Source organism: Nitrosopumilus sp. (genome assembly GCA_029862745.1).
Taxonomy (GTDB): domain Archaea; phylum Thermoproteota; class Nitrososphaeria; order Nitrososphaerales; family Nitrosopumilaceae; genus Nitrosopumilus.
Map to the genome: position 1 here is coordinate 35,823 of JAOTWS010000010.1, position 17,280 is coordinate 53,102.

Annotated in this window: 19 protein-coding genes and 1 pseudogene; 9 read left to right on the forward strand and 11 right to left on the reverse strand. The window is 34.3% G+C overall.

Features of this window, described 5'->3' with window-relative positions:
- Position 1 precedes the first annotated feature (1 nt).
- Positions 2-478: an N-acetyltransferase gene (locus tag OEM44_09740; protein MDH3517073.1), complete on the forward strand. Its 477-nt coding sequence runs from the start codon at positions 2-4 to the stop codon at positions 476-478.
- On the opposite strand, the gene OEM44_09745 is transcribed toward OEM44_09740, so the two are convergent.
- From OEM44_09745 to OEM44_09765, 5 genes are read right to left on the reverse strand one after another with little or no spacing between them, the layout of a single operon-like run.
- Positions 475-705, reverse strand: coding sequence for a hypothetical protein (locus tag OEM44_09745; GenBank protein MDH3517074.1), 231 nt, complete (start codon positions 703-705; stop codon positions 475-477). The genes OEM44_09740 and OEM44_09745 overlap by 4 nt on opposite strands.
- Positions 702-1,694: a UDP-N-acetylglucosamine-1-phosphate transferase gene (locus OEM44_09750; protein ID MDH3517075.1), complete on the reverse strand. Its 993-nt coding sequence runs from the start codon at positions 1,692-1,694 to the stop codon at positions 702-704. Before OEM44_09750 ends, OEM44_09745 begins: the two co-directional genes overlap by 4 nt.
- Entirely contained in the window at positions 1,695-3,821 is a 2,127-nt protein-coding gene (locus tag OEM44_09755; protein ID MDH3517076.1) for a DEAD/DEAH box helicase, read from the reverse strand. It abuts the gene before it with no gap.
- Positions 3,818-5,905 (reverse strand): minichromosome maintenance protein MCM, encoded by a 2,088-nt coding sequence (locus tag OEM44_09760; protein MDH3517077.1) that lies wholly within the window; start codon positions 5,903-5,905, stop codon positions 3,818-3,820. The genes OEM44_09755 and OEM44_09760 overlap by 4 nt, the downstream gene beginning before the upstream one ends.
- Positions 5,898-6,416, reverse strand: coding sequence for a DNA replication complex GINS family protein (locus OEM44_09765; GenBank protein MDH3517078.1), 519 nt, complete (start codon positions 6,414-6,416; stop codon positions 5,898-5,900). The genes OEM44_09760 and OEM44_09765 overlap by 8 nt, the downstream gene beginning before the upstream one ends.
- Before the next feature lie 193 nt (positions 6,417-6,609).
- Here OEM44_09765 and OEM44_09770 point away from each other — a divergent pair, with 193 nt between their 5' ends.
- The 4 genes and pseudogenes from OEM44_09770 (at position 6,610) to OEM44_09785 (ending at position 9,485) form a co-directional block, all read left to right on the forward strand.
- Positions 6,610-7,560 (forward strand): replication factor C small subunit, encoded by a 951-nt coding sequence (locus OEM44_09770; GenBank protein MDH3517079.1) that lies wholly within the window; start codon positions 6,610-6,612, stop codon positions 7,558-7,560.
- A 140-nt stretch (positions 7,561-7,700) separates the two neighbouring features.
- Positions 7,701-8,231, forward strand: a complete 531-nt coding sequence (locus OEM44_09775) for an OsmC family protein (protein ID MDH3517080.1) — start codon at positions 7,701-7,703, stop codon at positions 8,229-8,231.
- A 21-nt stretch (positions 8,232-8,252) separates the two neighbouring features.
- Positions 8,253-8,714, forward strand: a pseudogene (locus OEM44_09780) (methyltransferase domain-containing protein).
- A 153-nt stretch (positions 8,715-8,867) separates the two neighbouring features.
- Positions 8,868-9,485, forward strand: coding sequence for a hypothetical protein (locus tag OEM44_09785; GenBank protein MDH3517081.1), 618 nt, complete (start codon positions 8,868-8,870; stop codon positions 9,483-9,485).
- On the opposite strand, the gene OEM44_09790 is transcribed toward OEM44_09785, so the two are convergent.
- A complete protein-coding gene (locus OEM44_09790; protein MDH3517082.1) occupies positions 9,468-9,806 on the reverse strand; it encodes an ArsR family transcriptional regulator in 339 nt (112 codons plus the stop codon). The genes OEM44_09785 and OEM44_09790 overlap by 18 nt on opposite strands.
- A gap of 193 nt (positions 9,807-9,999) precedes the next feature.
- Between OEM44_09790 and OEM44_09795 the strand changes: the two genes are divergently transcribed.
- From OEM44_09795 to OEM44_09810, 4 genes are all read left to right on the forward strand, one after another.
- Positions 10,000-10,497: a pyridoxamine 5'-phosphate oxidase family protein gene (locus OEM44_09795; GenBank protein MDH3517083.1), complete on the forward strand. Its 498-nt coding sequence runs from the start codon at positions 10,000-10,002 to the stop codon at positions 10,495-10,497.
- 53 nt (positions 10,498-10,550) lie between these two features.
- Entirely contained in the window at positions 10,551-10,889 is a 339-nt protein-coding gene (locus tag OEM44_09800) for a hypothetical protein (GenBank protein MDH3517084.1), read from the forward strand.
- Positions 10,890-11,005: 116 nt separating this feature from the next.
- Positions 11,006-11,596, forward strand: a complete 591-nt coding sequence (locus tag OEM44_09805) for a hypothetical protein (protein ID MDH3517085.1) — start codon at positions 11,006-11,008, stop codon at positions 11,594-11,596.
- A gap of 1 nt (position 11,597) precedes the next feature.
- Complete coding sequence (locus OEM44_09810; protein ID MDH3517086.1) at positions 11,598-11,966, forward strand: hypothetical protein; 369 nt, start codon at positions 11,598-11,600, stop codon at positions 11,964-11,966.
- A gap of 45 nt (positions 11,967-12,011) precedes the next feature.
- On the opposite strand, the gene OEM44_09815 is transcribed toward OEM44_09810, so the two are convergent.
- The 5 genes from OEM44_09815 to OEM44_09835 form a co-directional block, all read right to left on the reverse strand.
- Complete coding sequence (locus OEM44_09815; protein MDH3517087.1) at positions 12,012-13,430, reverse strand: DASS family sodium-coupled anion symporter; 1,419 nt, start codon at positions 13,428-13,430, stop codon at positions 12,012-12,014.
- A 515-nt stretch (positions 13,431-13,945) separates the two neighbouring features.
- Positions 13,946-14,833, reverse strand: coding sequence for a sulfite exporter TauE/SafE family protein (locus OEM44_09820; GenBank protein ID MDH3517088.1), 888 nt, complete (start codon positions 14,831-14,833; stop codon positions 13,946-13,948).
- A gap of 10 nt (positions 14,834-14,843) precedes the next feature.
- Positions 14,844-16,253, reverse strand: a complete 1,410-nt coding sequence (locus OEM44_09825; GenBank protein MDH3517089.1) for a rhodanese-like domain-containing protein — start codon at positions 16,251-16,253, stop codon at positions 14,844-14,846.
- A gap of 57 nt (positions 16,254-16,310) precedes the next feature.
- Positions 16,311-16,532, reverse strand: a complete 222-nt coding sequence (locus tag OEM44_09830; protein MDH3517090.1) for a hypothetical protein — start codon at positions 16,530-16,532, stop codon at positions 16,311-16,313.
- Between the two features lie 67 nt (positions 16,533-16,599).
- The gene (locus OEM44_09835; GenBank protein MDH3517091.1) at positions 16,600-17,127 is read right to left on the reverse strand and encodes a hypothetical protein; all 528 of its coding nucleotides are present in this window, start codon (positions 17,125-17,127) and stop codon (positions 16,600-16,602) included.
- Positions 17,128-17,280 lie beyond the last annotated feature (153 nt).

Here is a 17,280-nt window from a genome sequence, read left to right on the forward strand (position 1 = left end):
AATGGTTACAAATTTTATTTCTGAAAAAGCCAAAATTGGTAAAAATGTGCAGATTTGGCATTTTTCATATGTTGGTGATGATACAGAAATTGGGGACGGTGTCAAAATTGGCTCTCTTGCGCATATTGATTACAATGTAAAAATTGGTGCAGATACAAAAATTGAAGGTCAAGCATACATTCCACCACTATCAAGAATTGGGAAAAATGTATTCATCGGTCCTGCAGCAGTATTAACAAATGATCCTTACCCTATGTGTAACAAAATGATAGGTGTTACAATTGAAGATAATGTGATAATTGGTGCACGTGCAGTTATCAAAGCAGGTGTAATTGTGGGAAGAAATAGTGTTGTTGCAATGGGTGCAGTTGTAACAAGAGATGTTCCTGAGAATTCAGTTGTTGTTGGTTCTCCTGCAACTATAAGATACAGCAGGGATGAGTATGACAAAAAACAAAGGCAGTGGAAAGAAAGTTAGGATTTAATTTCTTTTCTGAAAATCATATTTTTTAATTTTGATAGAATTAAAATCCAAACCACAACTAAAACAATGGCAATTATTGCTTTTATAACAGATGCAATAAACCAATCAAGATCACCAAATCCAGAAATAGATATCGGTCCTAAAAGAGTAACAACGATTCCACCTCCGGCAAGAATCAAAACCCACATTGTAAACAAAAATCCAAATAAACTATATTTCAAAATGATATCTCCATTAGAAATGCAGTAATTATAGCCAAGATTCCTGAAAAAATAGCCAGTCTGAAAATTGCATATACTACCTGTAGTTCAGATAATGGACCTCCGGCAAGAATTAGTCTTACTAAAGTTACAGGAGCAGTTTTATCATCAGTAGCTTTTAGTCTAAAATCATTAGTATGTTCTACAGGCTTTCCTTTGATTTGTCTATGTTCTACAATTCGCTTTACGCTTGATAAGAACAAAAATGAGTTGATTATAGCAGGTAATAGTGCAACTGCCGCAATAATTTCTACATCACCTACAATGGCAATTGCACCATACATTGCACCTAATGTTAACGCTCCTGAATCACCAGGGAAAATTTTACTTGGAATTTTATGATACTTGTAAAATGCTAATGAAACAAACCCAAGCGGTAAACTAACTATTGCAATTTCATAATGTTGCACGATAAACAAGCAGATTGATAAGGAAAAGCTTGCAATCATCATAAAACCACTAGCAGCACCATTAAGAACATCAATGGAGTTGATTGTGTTTCCAGTTATAGTTATCATTAAAATTATCAATGCAATGTACAATACAGGGATTTGCACTGTTCCAAAAAGTGGAAACGCAAGATCTGAATCATAGGTACCAAATATTATAATTGGAATTGCTGCAAGCGCAAGTGCCACAGGTTTAAACCAACCTCCCATTACTTTTCTGTCATCAACATAACCTATTACAAAAGCAGCTGCAGTTGTGATGATTATTACAAGAATTTCATTCATCTGTAAAAATGCATAAAGTGTAATTTCTGATGCAATTATTCCAATAATTATTGAAGGGCCACCAGGTCTAGGTACCATTACATCTTCTTTTTTATTCATGTCCTTCACAGCAAGATTTCTTTTTTCAAGTAATTTGATTAGTGGTGGAGTCATTGCAAATACTACAAAGAAGGCAATAATGCAAGATAGTATAGCAGGAAGTATTAATTCAATCAATTATCTAACCTTTCGTAATTCTGTTTTTATGTTATCTGCAAGGGTTAAACCAATTTTATCAATTTTTGCTAATTTACTTACAGGGATTTTTCTCAAATCATCTAGATTCTTTACTCCATGTTTGTAAAGAATTCTGGATCTAACTCTTCCTATTCCTTTAATTTGAACTAAATCAAGTAGCTCCTCTCTTATTCCATAAGCTATTCGGTTTCTTAGATCACCTAATTCTTCAAGTAAATCTGCCCTCTTAACATGTTTTGATATTTCTCTGAGGCAGTATACAAGCCAATCAGCATTTTCAGTCATTCGGTGCATATCTCCAGACTCTATTCCAAGACTATCAGAAAGAGATAATTCACTAGATTCAGTAATCCATGCCTGCAAGGCCAAAAGACTTCTTGAGCAATCATATTCTGATATTGGTTCCAACAGTTCTGAAGAATTATTTTCAATCATCAGACTAGCTGATTCATAGTCTTTTTGTCGGAGTGAAAATTTTGGAAAGAATTCTTCACAATTTGTAATTAAATGTAAAAATCCAAATGTGTGTTTTCTTTTTTGAGATATATTTTCAATAGCATCTCGAAAATATGTTGCAGTTAGAGGATCAATGTATAACATCGATGTCTTTTTTCCAAATTCAGTAGATGCATATCTTTCGCCTTTTTTAATAATCAAATATTGGCTAGAAAGAAAACGGAGCGAAATATCAATTGCAAATTTTAATGTGGATTTTCTTGATTGTAGTCCACCTAACGTTTCCAAAAAGAATTCTAAGATCTCTTCTTTTTTAATTCCAGGATGAGTTACTATAACACTAAGAATATGGGTTCTCAAAGATTTATCATCAGTAATTTTCGAAATTATTGGTTCAGGTTCACCATTAATGTAATATTCAATTAATTCCTCAGCGTTTCCATTTCCAACAATTATTGATTCACCATAATCATCATATTGAGGTCTACCAGCTCTTCCACAAAGTTGTTTGTATTCTAAAATACTGATTGGCCTATTTGCTCCAACTTTAGCATTATATCTATTAATATTTGAAATTACAACTCTTCTTGCAGGAAGATTAACCCCAGCAGCTAAAGTAGGAGTAGATGAGATAAGTTTGATAGTTCCATTACGAAATTCGGTTTCTATGATTTCTCTACATTTTTGATTCAATCCAGCATGATGAAATGCAACTCCTTTTTTTACAAGTGAAGCTAATGTTTTTACTAATTCCGTATGTTCATTTTCAGAAAGAATTTTTTTAGATATTTTTTCTAATTCAGCTAGTTCGTTTTTTTTTAAATTTTGAGAAATTATATCTGCAGCCTTTGTTGCAAGTGATTTTGAGCGAGTTCTAGTTTCTGCAAAAACAAGTGATTGACCTCCTTGTTGTACTGATTGTACACCTAGATCTATTGGAGTTCCACGTAAACTACGTTCAATTTCAAAGGTTTTACCATCATTCATGGTAACCTCACCGCCATCACATACACCTTCAGAAAGAGGAACTGGTCTCCAGTTATTTTTTACAAGCGTACAGCCAAGCCAATCGGCAATCTCATTAGAATTTGTTATTGTTGCACTAAGACCTACAATCTGAGGTTTTGTATCCAATAATTTAATCTGAGTAAGAATCATTTCAAGTGTTGGGCCTCTACTTTCATCACCAATTAGATGCACTTCATCAGAAATAACTAAGCCAATTTCTTCAACCCATTCTACACCATGTCGAATAATAGAATCCATTTTTTCATTTGTTAAAATCAAGACATTACTAGTCTCTAAATTCTTCTCAATATTTTCAAAGTCACCAGTTGATATACCAATTTTAATTTTTTTACCTAGAGAAATTTTTTCTAATTTTTTAAACTCTAAAAATTTTTCAGCAGCTAAAGCACGCAATGGACTAAGATAAACGACCTTACCAGTATTTTTTGAAAGATAATTAAGTATTGCAAGCATAGCAATCAGTGTCTTTCCACTTGCAGTAGGAGCTGAAACTAGGATACTTTTTCCGTCAAGTAATCCAGATTTTACACTATCAGCTTGTGGAGGATATAGTTTTTCAAAACCTTGTGATTTCAAAAAATCAATTACAGGATCAGGGAGTTCTAATTTTTCTATTTTCATACTCGGTTATAGTGACCTGGTTTTGATTCATAAATAGATGCTTCTCTAAGCATTCTTCGTATATAGTTTCTTGCTTCTTCTTCTGTGAACTTTTCACTCTTTTCAAGCTCTTTGACAAATGTTTTTTCATCTACTGGAACTTTATTGTCTCCTTCAAGACTTTTGAGAACATCCATGAATAATTGCATCTTTGAAACTTCACTTCTTGGTTTTCCTTGCAATACTCCAAGATCAACCTTACCAGTATTGACATCAACTCCTGCATCTTGAAGCATACTCTCAATCAGAAATATTGCACGTATTGCATCTTCCTCTTCAACCTTGTCTTTCATGAGCAATCTTGCTCTTGCAGTTGAAAGTCGTATTATTCCCTCAAGTTGTCTAGGGGTTACAGTAATCATTTCTTCAGATTCTACATTTCTCATCTGAAGATAATAGGCTAAAATTTTTTCTTCTGCTTCTTTTGTCATGTCAGGAACTCCACGTTTTGCATAGGAAAGATATTTTGTCAGCAAGTCAACTTCAATGACAGATTTTTTGTCTGTTCCCTGTGTGGTGTTTCTTTGAATAATGTGTCTTGCAATCTTTTCATCTCGTTCCTTAGTAGGAATATCTCTAACAACAAAGATCAAATCAAATCTAGTAAGTAATGGAATAGGTAAATTTACATTTTCTGTGATATTTTTGAATGGATCATATTTTCCATACATCGGGTTTGCTGCAGCTAAAATTGAAGTTCTGGCATTTAGTGTTGCTACAATACCACCTTTTGCAATACTGGCTGATTGCTGTTCCATAACTTCATGTAATGCACTTCGGTCCTCAGGTTTCATCTTATCAAATTCATCTATACTTACAATACCTTGATCACCAAGTACTACAGCACCAGCCTCTAACATCATAATACCAGTTTTATCTCGAACTACAGCAGCTGTAAGTCCTGCAGCTGTTGATCCTCTACCTGAAGTATATAGACCTCTTGGTGCAATTCTTGCACAGAATTTTAGCATCTCAGATTTTGCAGTACCAGGATCTCCAACCAGAAATACGTTAATGTCTCCTCTAATTTTACTTCCATCACCAAGTAATTTTTGATTAGATCCTACAAGGAGCAACAAAATAGCCTCTTTAATTAATGATTGACCTTGAATATGTGGAGCAAATGAATCAATTAGTCTTTGATATACATCAGAGCCCTGACTAAGTGCAATGATCCTTTTTTCTTCTTCAGGGGAGATCTCTTCTCTTCCTATTTTTCTGTCAGTTTTTGAACCACGGCCACTCAAAAATTCAATATTATTTCCCTCAATTCTCAATCGGTATAAGCCACTATGTCCTCTTTGAACTCCTGCTACTGATTCTTGTTCTACCCTCACCACTCCAGTAAGAATAATTCTATCACCTGGTCTTGAATTATCTACCAAATCCTGTCTGATTGTGACGTCAATATAGTGTGGAAGCTGTCCGGGAGGTAAATCCTCAGGAAGTTCCTGTAATCTCAAAATTTGAAAATCTATGAATTTACTTGCTTCTGGTTTAAGTTCAAAATCTCTGTGTTTACAACTTGGGTTATCACAGACTACTGGAAGTTTTACATCCATTCCTTTGAGCTGAATTATTTTGGTTTGGTGTTCATCAGGACATACAAAAATTAGTTCTTTTGCAAGAGGTTTCACCTCTGAGGCTCTAACAACCATTCCCGAAACACTGGTAATATGTCCAATTGTTTCTGCATTAATTTGTCTTAGACTTCTTTCAAGTGGAAAATTAATTAATCTTACACGAACTTCATCCTTAATTTTTTCAGCATAATCAGGAAATCTTGTTTGTAATGCTTCTTTGATAGCTCTAGAAAATGCATCAAATATCATATCAGGATTTTTAGAAAAGATAACTTCAATTTCAGGTTCTATTACCAAATCATTGTAATCAACGATGATGAATTTTGCATTTTTGGGCATCATTTCATCGATTGCATTTACATACTTGTAATTCCCTTGTATGTCTTTAAATCTAGTTAGAAATTCTTTTACTCTATCTGACAATGCAGAAGGAGTAAATGTACTAGATTGCACGTTACTCATTTGTAACACCTGTTATTTGTCGTTCAAATTCTATGCTGTTATCATAGATAGTTTTGTAGAAAACGGTTTCCTCAACAGTTAGTTTATTGTATAACTCAGAATTTAGTTTGATAGAGTCTGCCATCTTTACAAGTTTTCCCCTTCTCATTCTAAATAATTCCAACTTCATACTTTCAACTTTATCAAAATCATCGCGATTTAGTACTTTCATAGATTCCTTTAATTTTATGTAAAAGTGAGGATCCAAGGTAGATAGTTGATATTCTCCAACCATTTTTTCTTTTGACAGAGCTTGTTTTAGTTCAGTAATCATGTCAGGTGAATGCATTATACCTAAATTATTATCAGATAGAATCTTTCCTACCCATTGAGGCATGTTATTAGTGTCACCTTGTGTTCCCTCAATCTTTACTCCTGCCACATTAAATTTGAAATCCTGATTAACGGTAAACTTAGCATCCTTTAGGCGGTATCCAATCGAATGCACTTTTTCTATTTTATCTATTTCCATATAAGATCACTTATGGTCATTAAGATCCTCAAGTATCGGATCGATCAATTCTCTTAACAATTTAGTTAGATCAATTGATCCTAATTAATCTCAGGCTGATCGCTTATAGAATAGAGCATATTTTGATTTTAAGGTGTAGTATTACACAATAACCAATTCGGATTTATTAATGGGGATTAATCCTTTGATACTCATGTCTACAACAGGTATGTGGGTAGAAAAATATCGACCAACAAAACTTTCTGAAATCGTAAACCAGACAGAAATTATTAACAGTTTGGAGGCTCTAATCAAAGATCCAACAGATATGCCTCACTTAATGTTTTCAGGATCTGCCGGAGTTGGAAAGACCACTGCAGCATTATGTATTGCAAGACAAATTTTAGGGGAAAATGCTAAAGACTATACACTTGAGCTAAACGCATCTGACGAAAGAGGAATTGGCATGGTCAGAGAAAAGGTAAAAAAGTTTTCAAGATTTGCAGGAATGGTAGAAGTTCCATTTAAGATCATTATTTTAGATGAATCAGATGAAATGACTGCAGATGCCCAGACAGCACTCAGAAGAATAATAGAAGATACTGCAAAAATATGTCGATTTATTTTCATTGCAAATAATATTTCAAAAATTATTGATCCTATTCAGAGCAGATGTGCTACCTTCAAATTCACATCAATACCTGAAGAAGATATAATCAATAGATTGGAAGAGATTGCAAAAAAAGAAAAGGTAAAGGCTGACAAAAAGGGTCTAAAGACAATTTATGATTATACTGAAGGAGATTTAAGGCATGCCATTAATCTATTACAAGCAACTGCGAGTCTAGGTGGAATTACCGAAGAGAATGTAAAGGCATCCGCAGGGCTGACAAAAATCAGCGATGTTGATGTGGTTTTAAAAATTGCATTATCTGGAAAAGTTCTAGAAGCCAGAGAGAAAATGATTGAATTAATCAAAGTTTATGGAATGTCTGAATCAGATTTTCTAAAATATATCAACGCATCGGTATTCAAATCAAAACATGATAAATTGGCAGATATTTTAGAAGTGATTGCAAAGTATGATTATAGAATATTAGTTGGGGCAAATTCTGAGATTCAGCTTTCAGCATTGCTTGCAGAACTTGCAAAAATAGAAAGTTGAAACGCAGAGAGTGCCTATAAGGTTTTTGGTAACCCACAATGAATGAAAACGGAGAAATGATATCTAATGGACTCCATCCGGTCTATTTTCATTTTTTCAATACGGACAACATCTTTATGTAAAGTTATGTGTAGAAAAATATGGTAAATATTTTTAACAATGTAGATTTAGAGAAGGTTTCTCAAACATTGGAAAAAGGAAAAGAAGAAAAATCATCTCTTAAAAAACCAGTTAAACTCGAAGGAGAATGGGTTTTAGATTCAAATCAAGGATATCAATTCAGAACAGAATTGGGTTTTGAGAAGGGAAAGCAAGTCATCGAAGTTGATTCTCCATCGTTTCTTGGAGGTCAAGGAAATAGATTGGGTCCTATGGCTTATTGTGTTGCAGGAATCACATCATGTTTTATTGGAACCTTTGTAGGAATTGCAGCTCAACAGGAAATAAAATTAACTAAATTAAAGGTGAATACAGAATGCCAAGTAAATTTCGCAAAAACATTTGATTTGGCTGATGAACCAATTACTGAGGGAATTAATTTCCATGTAGAGGCTGAAAGTGAAAATGCAGACAAAGCAAAACTTCAAGAACTATTAGGCATGGCCAAAGAGCGATGTCCTGCCATGTACAGTATGTCTCACAATATCAATGTCGATGCAAAGATAGTATAATTTGAAACTAAATGGATTCAGATGGTTACTACATCTCAAATAATCAATGCATATAGAAAATATGCAGACAAATATGATTTTGCTGTAAAACTTTATCCTCTGTTAGGAATCAAAATTGGAAAATATAGAAAAATGACAATAGACGCACTTAAGCTTTCAAAAGGAGATACAGTTGTAGAGCTTGGCTGTGGAACTGGTTTGAATTTTTCTCTAGTTTTAGAAAAAATTGGTCCTGAGGGAAAATTAATTGGTGTTGATCTAGTTGACAAAATGCTTGATCAAGCTAGGAAAAGAGTCAAAGAAAATGGATGGAATAATGTTGAATTGATACAAAGTGATTTTACCGATTATGGGTTTCCAAAAGAAGTAGATGGAATTTTTGCAGGTGGCGCACTTCAATATTCTCCAGAGTATGATAAAATAATCAAGCGAGGTTATGATGCATTAAAACCTGGTAAAAAATTTGTATTATTGGATTTTAAAATGTCACAAGGTCCTGCAAGAATCTTTGCACCAATATTGATTTTTTTCACTAGCCCTTTTGAAGCTAAAAAAGAATACTTGGAACGCCATGGATGGAAATCGATTGAAAAATATTTTGATGACACATCTTACTTAGAAGGATGGGGAGGATTTTTGTATCTTTCCGTTGTAAAAAGAAAGCAGCATTCTACTACAAAAGAAAAGACAAAGACGATCACATATCGACTTCCTGCTAAAATGATTGACGAACTGGAAACTCAGGCCATGCAGCAAAACACATCACAAAACGTACTAGTAAAGCAAATCATCCAGAAATACTTACAATGGGATAGATTTTCTGAGGGAATTGCAATGATTCCAATCCCTAAAAATATTCTGCAGATGATGGGACACGACATGACCGCAACAGACATTGACCTGATAGTCGAATCAGTAAAGCCAATCATCAAAGACAGCGTCATGTTCATGAAAGGTAAATACGATCTGAAAAGATGCATAGAGACACTTGAGGATTACATGCAGGCAACAGGGATGAATTCAGACCACAGAATAGAAGGATCGCTGCACCACTTTATCGTACAGCATGGATTGGGAAAGAACTGGTCCTTGTTTACAGAACAACTGCTAAAGGAGATATTTCACGAGTTTTTGCCAGAAAAGAATATCAAATGCCAGACCACCGATTCCACGGTGATTATTACCATAGCGTTGGGTTCAGACTTTGATGAGCATGATTATCAGGAAAAAAAGAAATCAATTGTTGAGAATTAACTCAACTTCTATCTGACCATTATCAAATGTACTTTTCATTCCCTTGATTTTGCTTTTGTACATAAACAGTCTTTTTCCTTCATCAGTGATTGTTCCAGATATGTGCAGAAGTTTATTGTCATGAAGGTTCTGAACTCTCCTGTACACCGTACTCATTGGGATGTTGGTGTCAGAAGTTATTTCAATTACGGATTTTGGCTTGTACATGATGGATTCAAGGATAGATCGGCAGTACTTGTCTGATAAAATTTCTAGCAGGTAGTCTTTTCTTTCTGTTTCTTCAATTTTGAAGGCTTGTGATTGTTGTTGTAATGTTTGCATATTGTAATTATGACTATTTTTGATATAACCACTGAGTATACACTGTCTTACATGGAGTGCAAGTGAAATTAGTGTTATTTTTATCAATTGAGGGAAATATGAAAATCCAAGATGATGAGGGTGCATTGATGAACAATTACCATTGATGAGAATTTAAACTGATTTTATAAGAAAATCCTCCAGTTACACAATCATGGTAGCCATAACACCAGATGTAAAAAGAATGATGAACTCACAACATGTAATTCTAATTGGCACTGTCAATGATCAAAAAATTCCTAACGTTTCACCAAGAAGTTCATTTTATGTTGACAATGATGTAATTTACTGGTATGAAATTTTCATGCACAAATCCTATCAAAACTTTACAAAAAACAATTGGGTGAGTGTGTCAGTAGTTGATTATAATGAATTTTCAGGATATCAGTTAAAAGGACATACAAAGATAGTCACTGACAAGAAAGAATATTTTCATGCTGACACCAGGCTCTCAGAGAATCTCCCAAAAAACCATGAAGAAAAAGTTAGGAAATTAATCCTGAATAACGATACCAAGATAATCCAATTCAAACCACTTGTGTTATACTCGTTGAATCCTGCAGACTTTGAAAAAGCACCTGGCTTGCTGGAATCAGATGTGGATCTAGACAAGCTACAGAAACTTGAAGAGTTTTCAATGCTAGACTACTGAATATGTCCCTCAGTCTGGCAAAAGATGAACATCAAAGGCTTGTAAGAAAACTGATGGAACATTTTGAAGATGATATGGGTCTGATAGTCACATGCGCGTGTTCAGGATATGTAAATTGTGAAAAGACAAAGAGTTTTGAGCCTGATATCCGGGCATTTGACAATAATACTGGTTTGCATTACATTGGAGAGGCAAAAACGTGTGACAATCTTGACAGCCAGCACACCAAAGATCAATTCTTGGAATTTTCAAATAGAATCATGACAGGAGGAAAATCTCACGGTGTGGATGTACCTTTTTACATCATAGTGCCAGAAGATTGTAAATCTCATCTTTTCAAGGTACTCGAAGAGATTGATTTGTCAAAGAATGACAATATTCACATAGTTTGAAGGGATTCACTTCAAAAATGATGTAAATCTTTTTCAATTTTATAAGAAATAGAATTTTGAAAATCAAATGTGAAAAAAATAAGTAGATTTAATTTCCTTCCACTGGCATTTATTTTGTGTCAATACCTACTCATAAAAAAAATCTTTTAAAAAATAGCGTTATAGCTGCATGGGTTATCTTAACTGTCTTTTTGGGGTTTGTTTTGGGGTTTTCAGCTCCTTGGCAAGAACTGATGGGAGACAGTCCATTTTCATCCCTTGCCACAATTCATGGAATTTTTGCAACTTTGGGAGTAATATTTGGTTCTGCTGCAGGATATCTAGGATGGCGTTTATTGTTAGGGCATTTGAGAGCTTATAGAGATCTCAGGATCTTATCTACAATTTCATCTGTTTTAGCAGTACTTGCCATAGTTACAGGTAATTGGATCTATACAGCTTATCGAGGCCCTGGGGGACCGCGAGAGTTTTTCATGTCTACATTTCCGGAAATTCATGAAGTTTTTTTTGAATTCAAAGAACACATTTCACTTTTTCCACTTCCTATCGCTATAGCTGCTACCTTTATCCTTTGGAAGTACAAGGATGCAATACCTTTTGATGAAAGATTACGAAACGCATTAGGGGTGATGATAGCTACGGCCTGGACCGTCCTGATGATAACATTTGTTCTTGGAGCGGCAATAACAAAACTTATGGCGGTATGATATGACTCAAGAAAATAAAAAATCCAAAATGAAAAATGGCATTGCTGCTGCTGCTATGATCTCATCAATGATAGGAGTGTTATCATTATCCATATCTCATACACTAAGTGTACTCTCCCAGGAATCAAAAATGATGATTCATGAAATTGGAAAGGCGTGGATTCCAGGAGCAGAAGCAATCGGCCCATACAGTGGAAAAGAAACAATCATGCTGATAGGATGGGGAGTTAGTTGGATTATCCTACATTATGTTTTAAGGAACAGAGATGTCAAACTTTCATACTATACAATTGTTTTTATGATTGGGGTGGGTATTGCAATCTTGTTAGTCTGGACGCCATTTGTTCATCTGATTACAAATCAAACCTAATTTTTGATTATTTTAGATTGCCAATAAATGAATTTTAAAATTAAGTCATCCCCATATCAAAGGAATTAAAATGGTCATCATAATTGTAACCACTAAAATGCTGATTATATTTAATGGAAGCCCAAATCTTGCCATTTTGCTAGCAGTAACATATCCGCTGCCAAAAACAATTGCATTTGGTGGTGTTGCTATTGGCATGATAAATCCATAGCTTGTAGCAATGGCAACTGGTGCCATTAACCAGATTGGATTCATATCTAATATAGTGGCAAGTGATGCCATTACAGGCAATAGCAATGCAGCACCTGCAGTATTACTCATTAATTCACCTGAAAAAATGGTTATAGTCACAATGACTAAAAGTACTACAAATAACTCCATTCCGGATACAAATATCAATTGATCTGCAATCCATGAATCTAATCCTGTTACTGTGAATCCACCGGCCAATGCCAATCCACCTCCAATCAATACTAAAACCCCCCAAGGAATTTTTCTAGCTGAATTCAGATCTAAAAGTCGTTTATTGGTCTTTGCAGACGGAATAGCAAGTAAAATTATCACTGCAACAAGTACTATAGTATAATCTTCTATGAAAGGAAAATAATCCTTCCAAATTAAACCTCTAGAAATCCATCCGATAGCTGTTCCAGCAAAAACAATCATCACTATTTTTTCATCCTTGATCATTTTTCCAATCTTTTCAAGTTCTAATTGCACCATCTGTCTTGTACCTGCAATAGGAGTATTACCTAATTTTGACATATTTACCATATAGAGCCATAAAATAACAAGAGAGATTGCACTAACTGGAACACCGATCATCATCCACTGTCCAAAATTGATATCAATTCCTGCAAGCGGTTGTGATAATGATGCAAACAAAGCATTTGGTGGAGTTCCGATTAATGTTGCCACACCACCAATGCTTGCAGAATATGCAACACAAAGCATAAGGCATGTGCCAAATCTTGATCTTTCCTGAGAATTTTTTATTTGAGAAATTACTGCAATAGCTATCGGAAGAATCAATAGTGTAGATGCAGTATTTGTCATCCATGCACTAAGGGATGCAGTAATTATGATAAAAGCACCTATGATATATCGAGGCTTGGTGCCAAAAGTTTTGAGCATGTTTAGAGCAAATCGTTTGTGAAGTGCCGATGTTTCAATAGCTTTTGCAAGCAAGAATCCACCTAGAAATAATAACACAATTTTATCAACATAGTATAATGGTATTTTTGCAATATCTATGATTCCTAATGCTGGAAACAAAACAAGTGGAATTAGGGATGTAGCATAAAGAGGAATTGTTCCTAGTATCCACCAGCTTGCCATCCACAAGGCAATTCCAAGAACAAATTTAGGCTCATCAGATAAGCCTTCAATAGGAGATAAAATGACTAGTAAAAACAAAGTAGGGCCTAATACTAATCCTAAAAAAGTTTTTTTGACTTTGAACATAATTTAATTTTTTCATAATCTTAAATTAAATTCTACTAAAACCATTCAAGACTAATTCATAAAACCAGAATTATAAAATTCTGACTAGATAAAATAGAAATTATTGCATTATATCAAATCTAAATATTTCTACACTGAATTTTTGTCTCAGTCAAAAAGAATTTTGTTCCACGTGGGTCTTTTATTATACCGCTAAACTATAACCCCAGTACAACATGTGTGGGATATAGTTAATGATGATGATACTGGACCCACGTGGAACCGAATTATTCAAAATATCTTAAAACCATAATTTAACATGAAAAATATTGACTTTTTCTTTTTTAATTGCTGGCTTTTTGGTTCGAAGATTGCAGGTTCAACTAATAAGAACTCCAATACTATTTTGGAGATGGAAATGGACGAAAATATAGGACAAATAGTAATGATTGTTTTGATTGTGTCCGCAGTTGGAATTTTTGTCGGTTCTAGAATTTGGATGCTTTTTAGAAAATAACTAAAAAATAAAATAACTCTTAAATTATTCCAAAGCCACGATTTAGTAAAAATATTGCTGCAATTAGTATAATTATGCTAAATGTGGCAATTAGTTTTCTAGGGGAAATTTTTGAGGTTAATTTTACTCCTAAAAATACGCCAGGAATAGAACCAATTAACAAAAACAATACCAAAAGAAAGGGAACATTTCCCATGTTATAGTGCAATATTGTACCTACTGCAGATATTGCAACACCAAAAAGAACAGATGTTCCAGCGACATGCTTTGGAGGGCAATGGCATTTTTTTATAAGCAGTGGTAAAGTCATAGCCCCTGCTCCCGTTGCAGTAATCTGCGTGATGAAACTGATTATACTTGAAGCTCCAAGAAAGGTTGTTTTTTCACCTCTTGTGAATTTACGGGTGGTGGGATGTTCTGAGATGACATTGAGATTGTTCTTTTTTAAAACATTATTTTTGATCATGTACAAACTAATTCCTATGAGAATAGTTCCCAACAATAATAAAATTACAGTATCTAAAATATCAGAACCATAATTTTCTTTTATTCCAGTCCAAACCCAACTTGCAAAAAGCATTACAGGTACAACTGGAATGAGTAAGAAAACTAATGCTTTCCAGTTGATGTTTCGTTCTTTTCCATGTAAAATTGAAGCAAAAAGTTTTGTTCCAAAAATAAAAGCCAAATCAGCACCAATAACTATCTGTGGCGGTATACCAATTAGTACAAGTGATGGAAGTAATAATGGTGCTCCGCCTAGACCTGAAAGACCAATTGCAATACCTACCATCAACCCAATCAAAATCAATCCTATTGCAAATGTAGGATCTGATACCAATTCATCAGGATTGGACAATACACTTGTTGAAACCAAACTTACAGTATCTAAAAGTGTAAAAACCAAAAGAAGAAATCTATACTCCCGCTATGCTGCACCTGTTTGGACCCAATTCCAAATCAGGGACATCGGAGGGATTCAAAGGAATGCTTCCTTTGTTTATCTGAATAATTTTCTGATAATTCATGGGTCTTGGCACTGTAACACCAACTACTTGTTTTATGAAATCTGCTTCAGACAGATTCAAAATGTCATGTTCTTTTGTCTTTGCTATGGTAGTTGAAAATACTCCATTTGTTGAAGTTACAGATGATCCATGATGAGTTGGGAATACTATCGTATCTAAAGGAAGTTTCAATAGTTTATTGTGTAGTGAATCATAAAGTTGTGCTGCAAACTCTTCTGCCTTATCTCTGAGATCAGGTCTACCAATACTTTCAATGAATAATATGTCTCCAGTGAACACATATTTTTCATCTACTACATATGATAGACTTCCAGGAGTATGACCAGGAGTATGAATGACACGAAGTTTAGAGTTGCCAAACATTATCTCTTGACCATCATCAAGAAAATTAGCTGATCTATCCCACACCTCGAGTTTACTTTCATACATTGGGGAACCAGTAAGATTTGCTAGTTGTTGGGCAGCAGAGACATGATCGGCATGTTGGTGTGTATCAATTATGTGAGTGATTTTTGCCCCTTCTAGTTTTACTATTTCCAGATATTTTTCAGCAGGATAAAGTGGATCAATTACTATTGCAGACTTTTGGGATATTACAATATGAGAAAGACATCCTTTACCCACTTTTTCCACCTGAATTACAGTTGGATTTTTTTCTGCATTTACTGAATTGAGAACTTGACTCCATCCAGCAAGACCATCTTCTAGAACCCGGGATTTAATCCCATTTCTTGCAAGAGCAAAAGTTGCAATCGTTGCCATGTTGCCATGAGGGCAAATTGTGACGATTTCCTTGTCTTGTGGAATTTTTGACATATTTTCAGGCTTGAACAGGTCTGATAGTGGAATGTTTTTACTACCTGGAATATTATAATCAGAAAATTCATCAGAATCTCTAACATCCAACATGTACAAATTAGAATCATGTAATCTCTTTGAAAGATTGTTTGGATTAATTGCTGTGGGAGGACTGCCCCTTATCAATTCCTTGGTCCAGTTTTTCATTCCACCTTTCAAATAATTAGCATTTAATCCAAATGAACGCATCATCATGGTAGTTTCTTCAGCCATCTCCCCATCACCATCAATTAAAACAAGCTTTACATTCTTTGGAATTTTAGGCATCAAAGTTTCTTTAGTTCTAGTATCACAAACGGCATGAACAGAACCACTAATGTGTCCATCTTTGTAAGTATCTTGCAACCTCAAATCAAACAAAAGTAATGGTTCTTTATTTTGTAGCGAATCATACAATTCATCAGCAGTTATTTCAAATTCCTTAGAATGTAGTTCGGCCATGACTAATTTCCTCCCAATTAATTATTTGTATATTTTTAACATGTTGTTTCATATTGTTCATCTAGAATCTTGATTATGATTCATCTTATCAGAAGCATAGGTTGGAAACAAAGAAGGTATCCAAGCATGAATAAACAATGCCACACTCATTGACATGGCTCTCCACCAATGGGCTTTGTAGGTTGTGTTGTTTTCTTTAATGTGTTTAATTGTACCGATTTTTTGCTTTAAAGTATCAATATTCATGGAATTTTGTTTTGCGTGTTGATTCTTATTCATAATTCAATATTCTCAAAATTGTATTTAACCGATATGTATTATTTGCAACCATTTGCAAGCACTTGACTTATTGAGAAAACCTGATGGTAACTGAATCTTCAGCAGTTATTGTTTTACAGGATTTTTCCAATGTGGATCGAATTAATGACTCCAAAAATGTCTTTAGAAAAATCGTACCTTTTTTTCCTAGTTGATGGTGAATGCTAATTGCTATGCTGCTTTCAGTTTTTTCCAAATCACAAGTTCCATATCCGCAATGCTCAAAATACATTTTGATAAAATCAGATACAATCTCAGAATTCATGTCCTTCCATTTGAAAAGAATGAATTCCTTGGGTTCCTTTGAGCCTATACCTGATGCCAACTGTATCAGTTGCTTCTCGTCAAGAACATCGATAATGGATGAAAAGGCATCATGACTCATCATCAAAACCCCGAATTTTTCCATATATCGTTCAAGTTGGACATAATTTCCCAGGATTTGGTTTGCCAATGTATTGAGGCTGACATTTTTGTCTTCAGCAATGTTTCTTAATTTCTTACTGTTGTCTTCATCTATCCTAAATGTGATTGTGGATGTTTTCTTTTTGTTCATTTGTATAATTTTGGTAAGATTGAGTATTAAATTAAGTATTAAAAAGAAAAAAAGAAATGATTTGTCTAGATTCTTGGCATGATGCTAAGTCTTGACCTTGCAGAAACTGCAATTACAGATATTATTGCAACTGCCAATATCATGGCTGCAATC

Coding starts and splice junctions, on each gene's coding strand:
- OEM44_09740 (MDH3517073.1), top strand. CDS start 2: ATGGTTACAAATTTTATTTCTGAAAAAGCCAAAATTGGTAAAAATGTG.
- OEM44_09755 (MDH3517076.1), bottom strand. CDS start 3,821: ATGAAAATAGAAAAATTAGAACTCCCTGATCCTGTAATTGATTTTTTG.
- OEM44_09760 (MDH3517077.1), bottom strand. CDS start 5,905: ATGAGTAACGTGCAATCTAGTACATTTACTCCTTCTGCATTGTCAGAT.
- OEM44_09765 (MDH3517078.1), bottom strand. CDS start 6,416: ATGGAAATAGATAAAATAGAAAAAGTGCATTCGATTGGATACCGCCTA.
- OEM44_09770 (MDH3517079.1), top strand. CDS start 6,610: ATGTCTACAACAGGTATGTGGGTAGAAAAATATCGACCAACAAAACTT.
- OEM44_09775 (MDH3517080.1), top strand. CDS start 7,701: ATGGTAAATATTTTTAACAATGTAGATTTAGAGAAGGTTTCTCAAACA.
- OEM44_09790 (MDH3517082.1), bottom strand. CDS start 9,806: ATGCAAACATTACAACAACAATCACAAGCCTTCAAAATTGAAGAAACA.
- OEM44_09795 (MDH3517083.1), top strand. CDS start 10,000: ATGGTAGCCATAACACCAGATGTAAAAAGAATGATGAACTCACAACAT.
- OEM44_09800 (MDH3517084.1), top strand. CDS start 10,551: ATGGAACATTTTGAAGATGATATGGGTCTGATAGTCACATGCGCGTGT.
- OEM44_09810 (MDH3517086.1), top strand. CDS start 11,598: ATGACTCAAGAAAATAAAAAATCCAAAATGAAAAATGGCATTGCTGCT.
- OEM44_09815 (MDH3517087.1), bottom strand. CDS start 13,430: ATGTTCAAAGTCAAAAAAACTTTTTTAGGATTAGTATTAGGCCCTACT.
- OEM44_09825 (MDH3517089.1), bottom strand. CDS start 16,253: ATGGCCGAACTACATTCTAAGGAATTTGAAATAACTGCTGATGAATTG.
- OEM44_09830 (MDH3517090.1), bottom strand. CDS start 16,532: ATGAATAAGAATCAACACGCAAAACAAAATTCCATGAATATTGATACT.
- OEM44_09835 (MDH3517091.1), bottom strand. CDS start 17,127: ATGAACAAAAAGAAAACATCCACAATCACATTTAGGATAGATGAAGAC.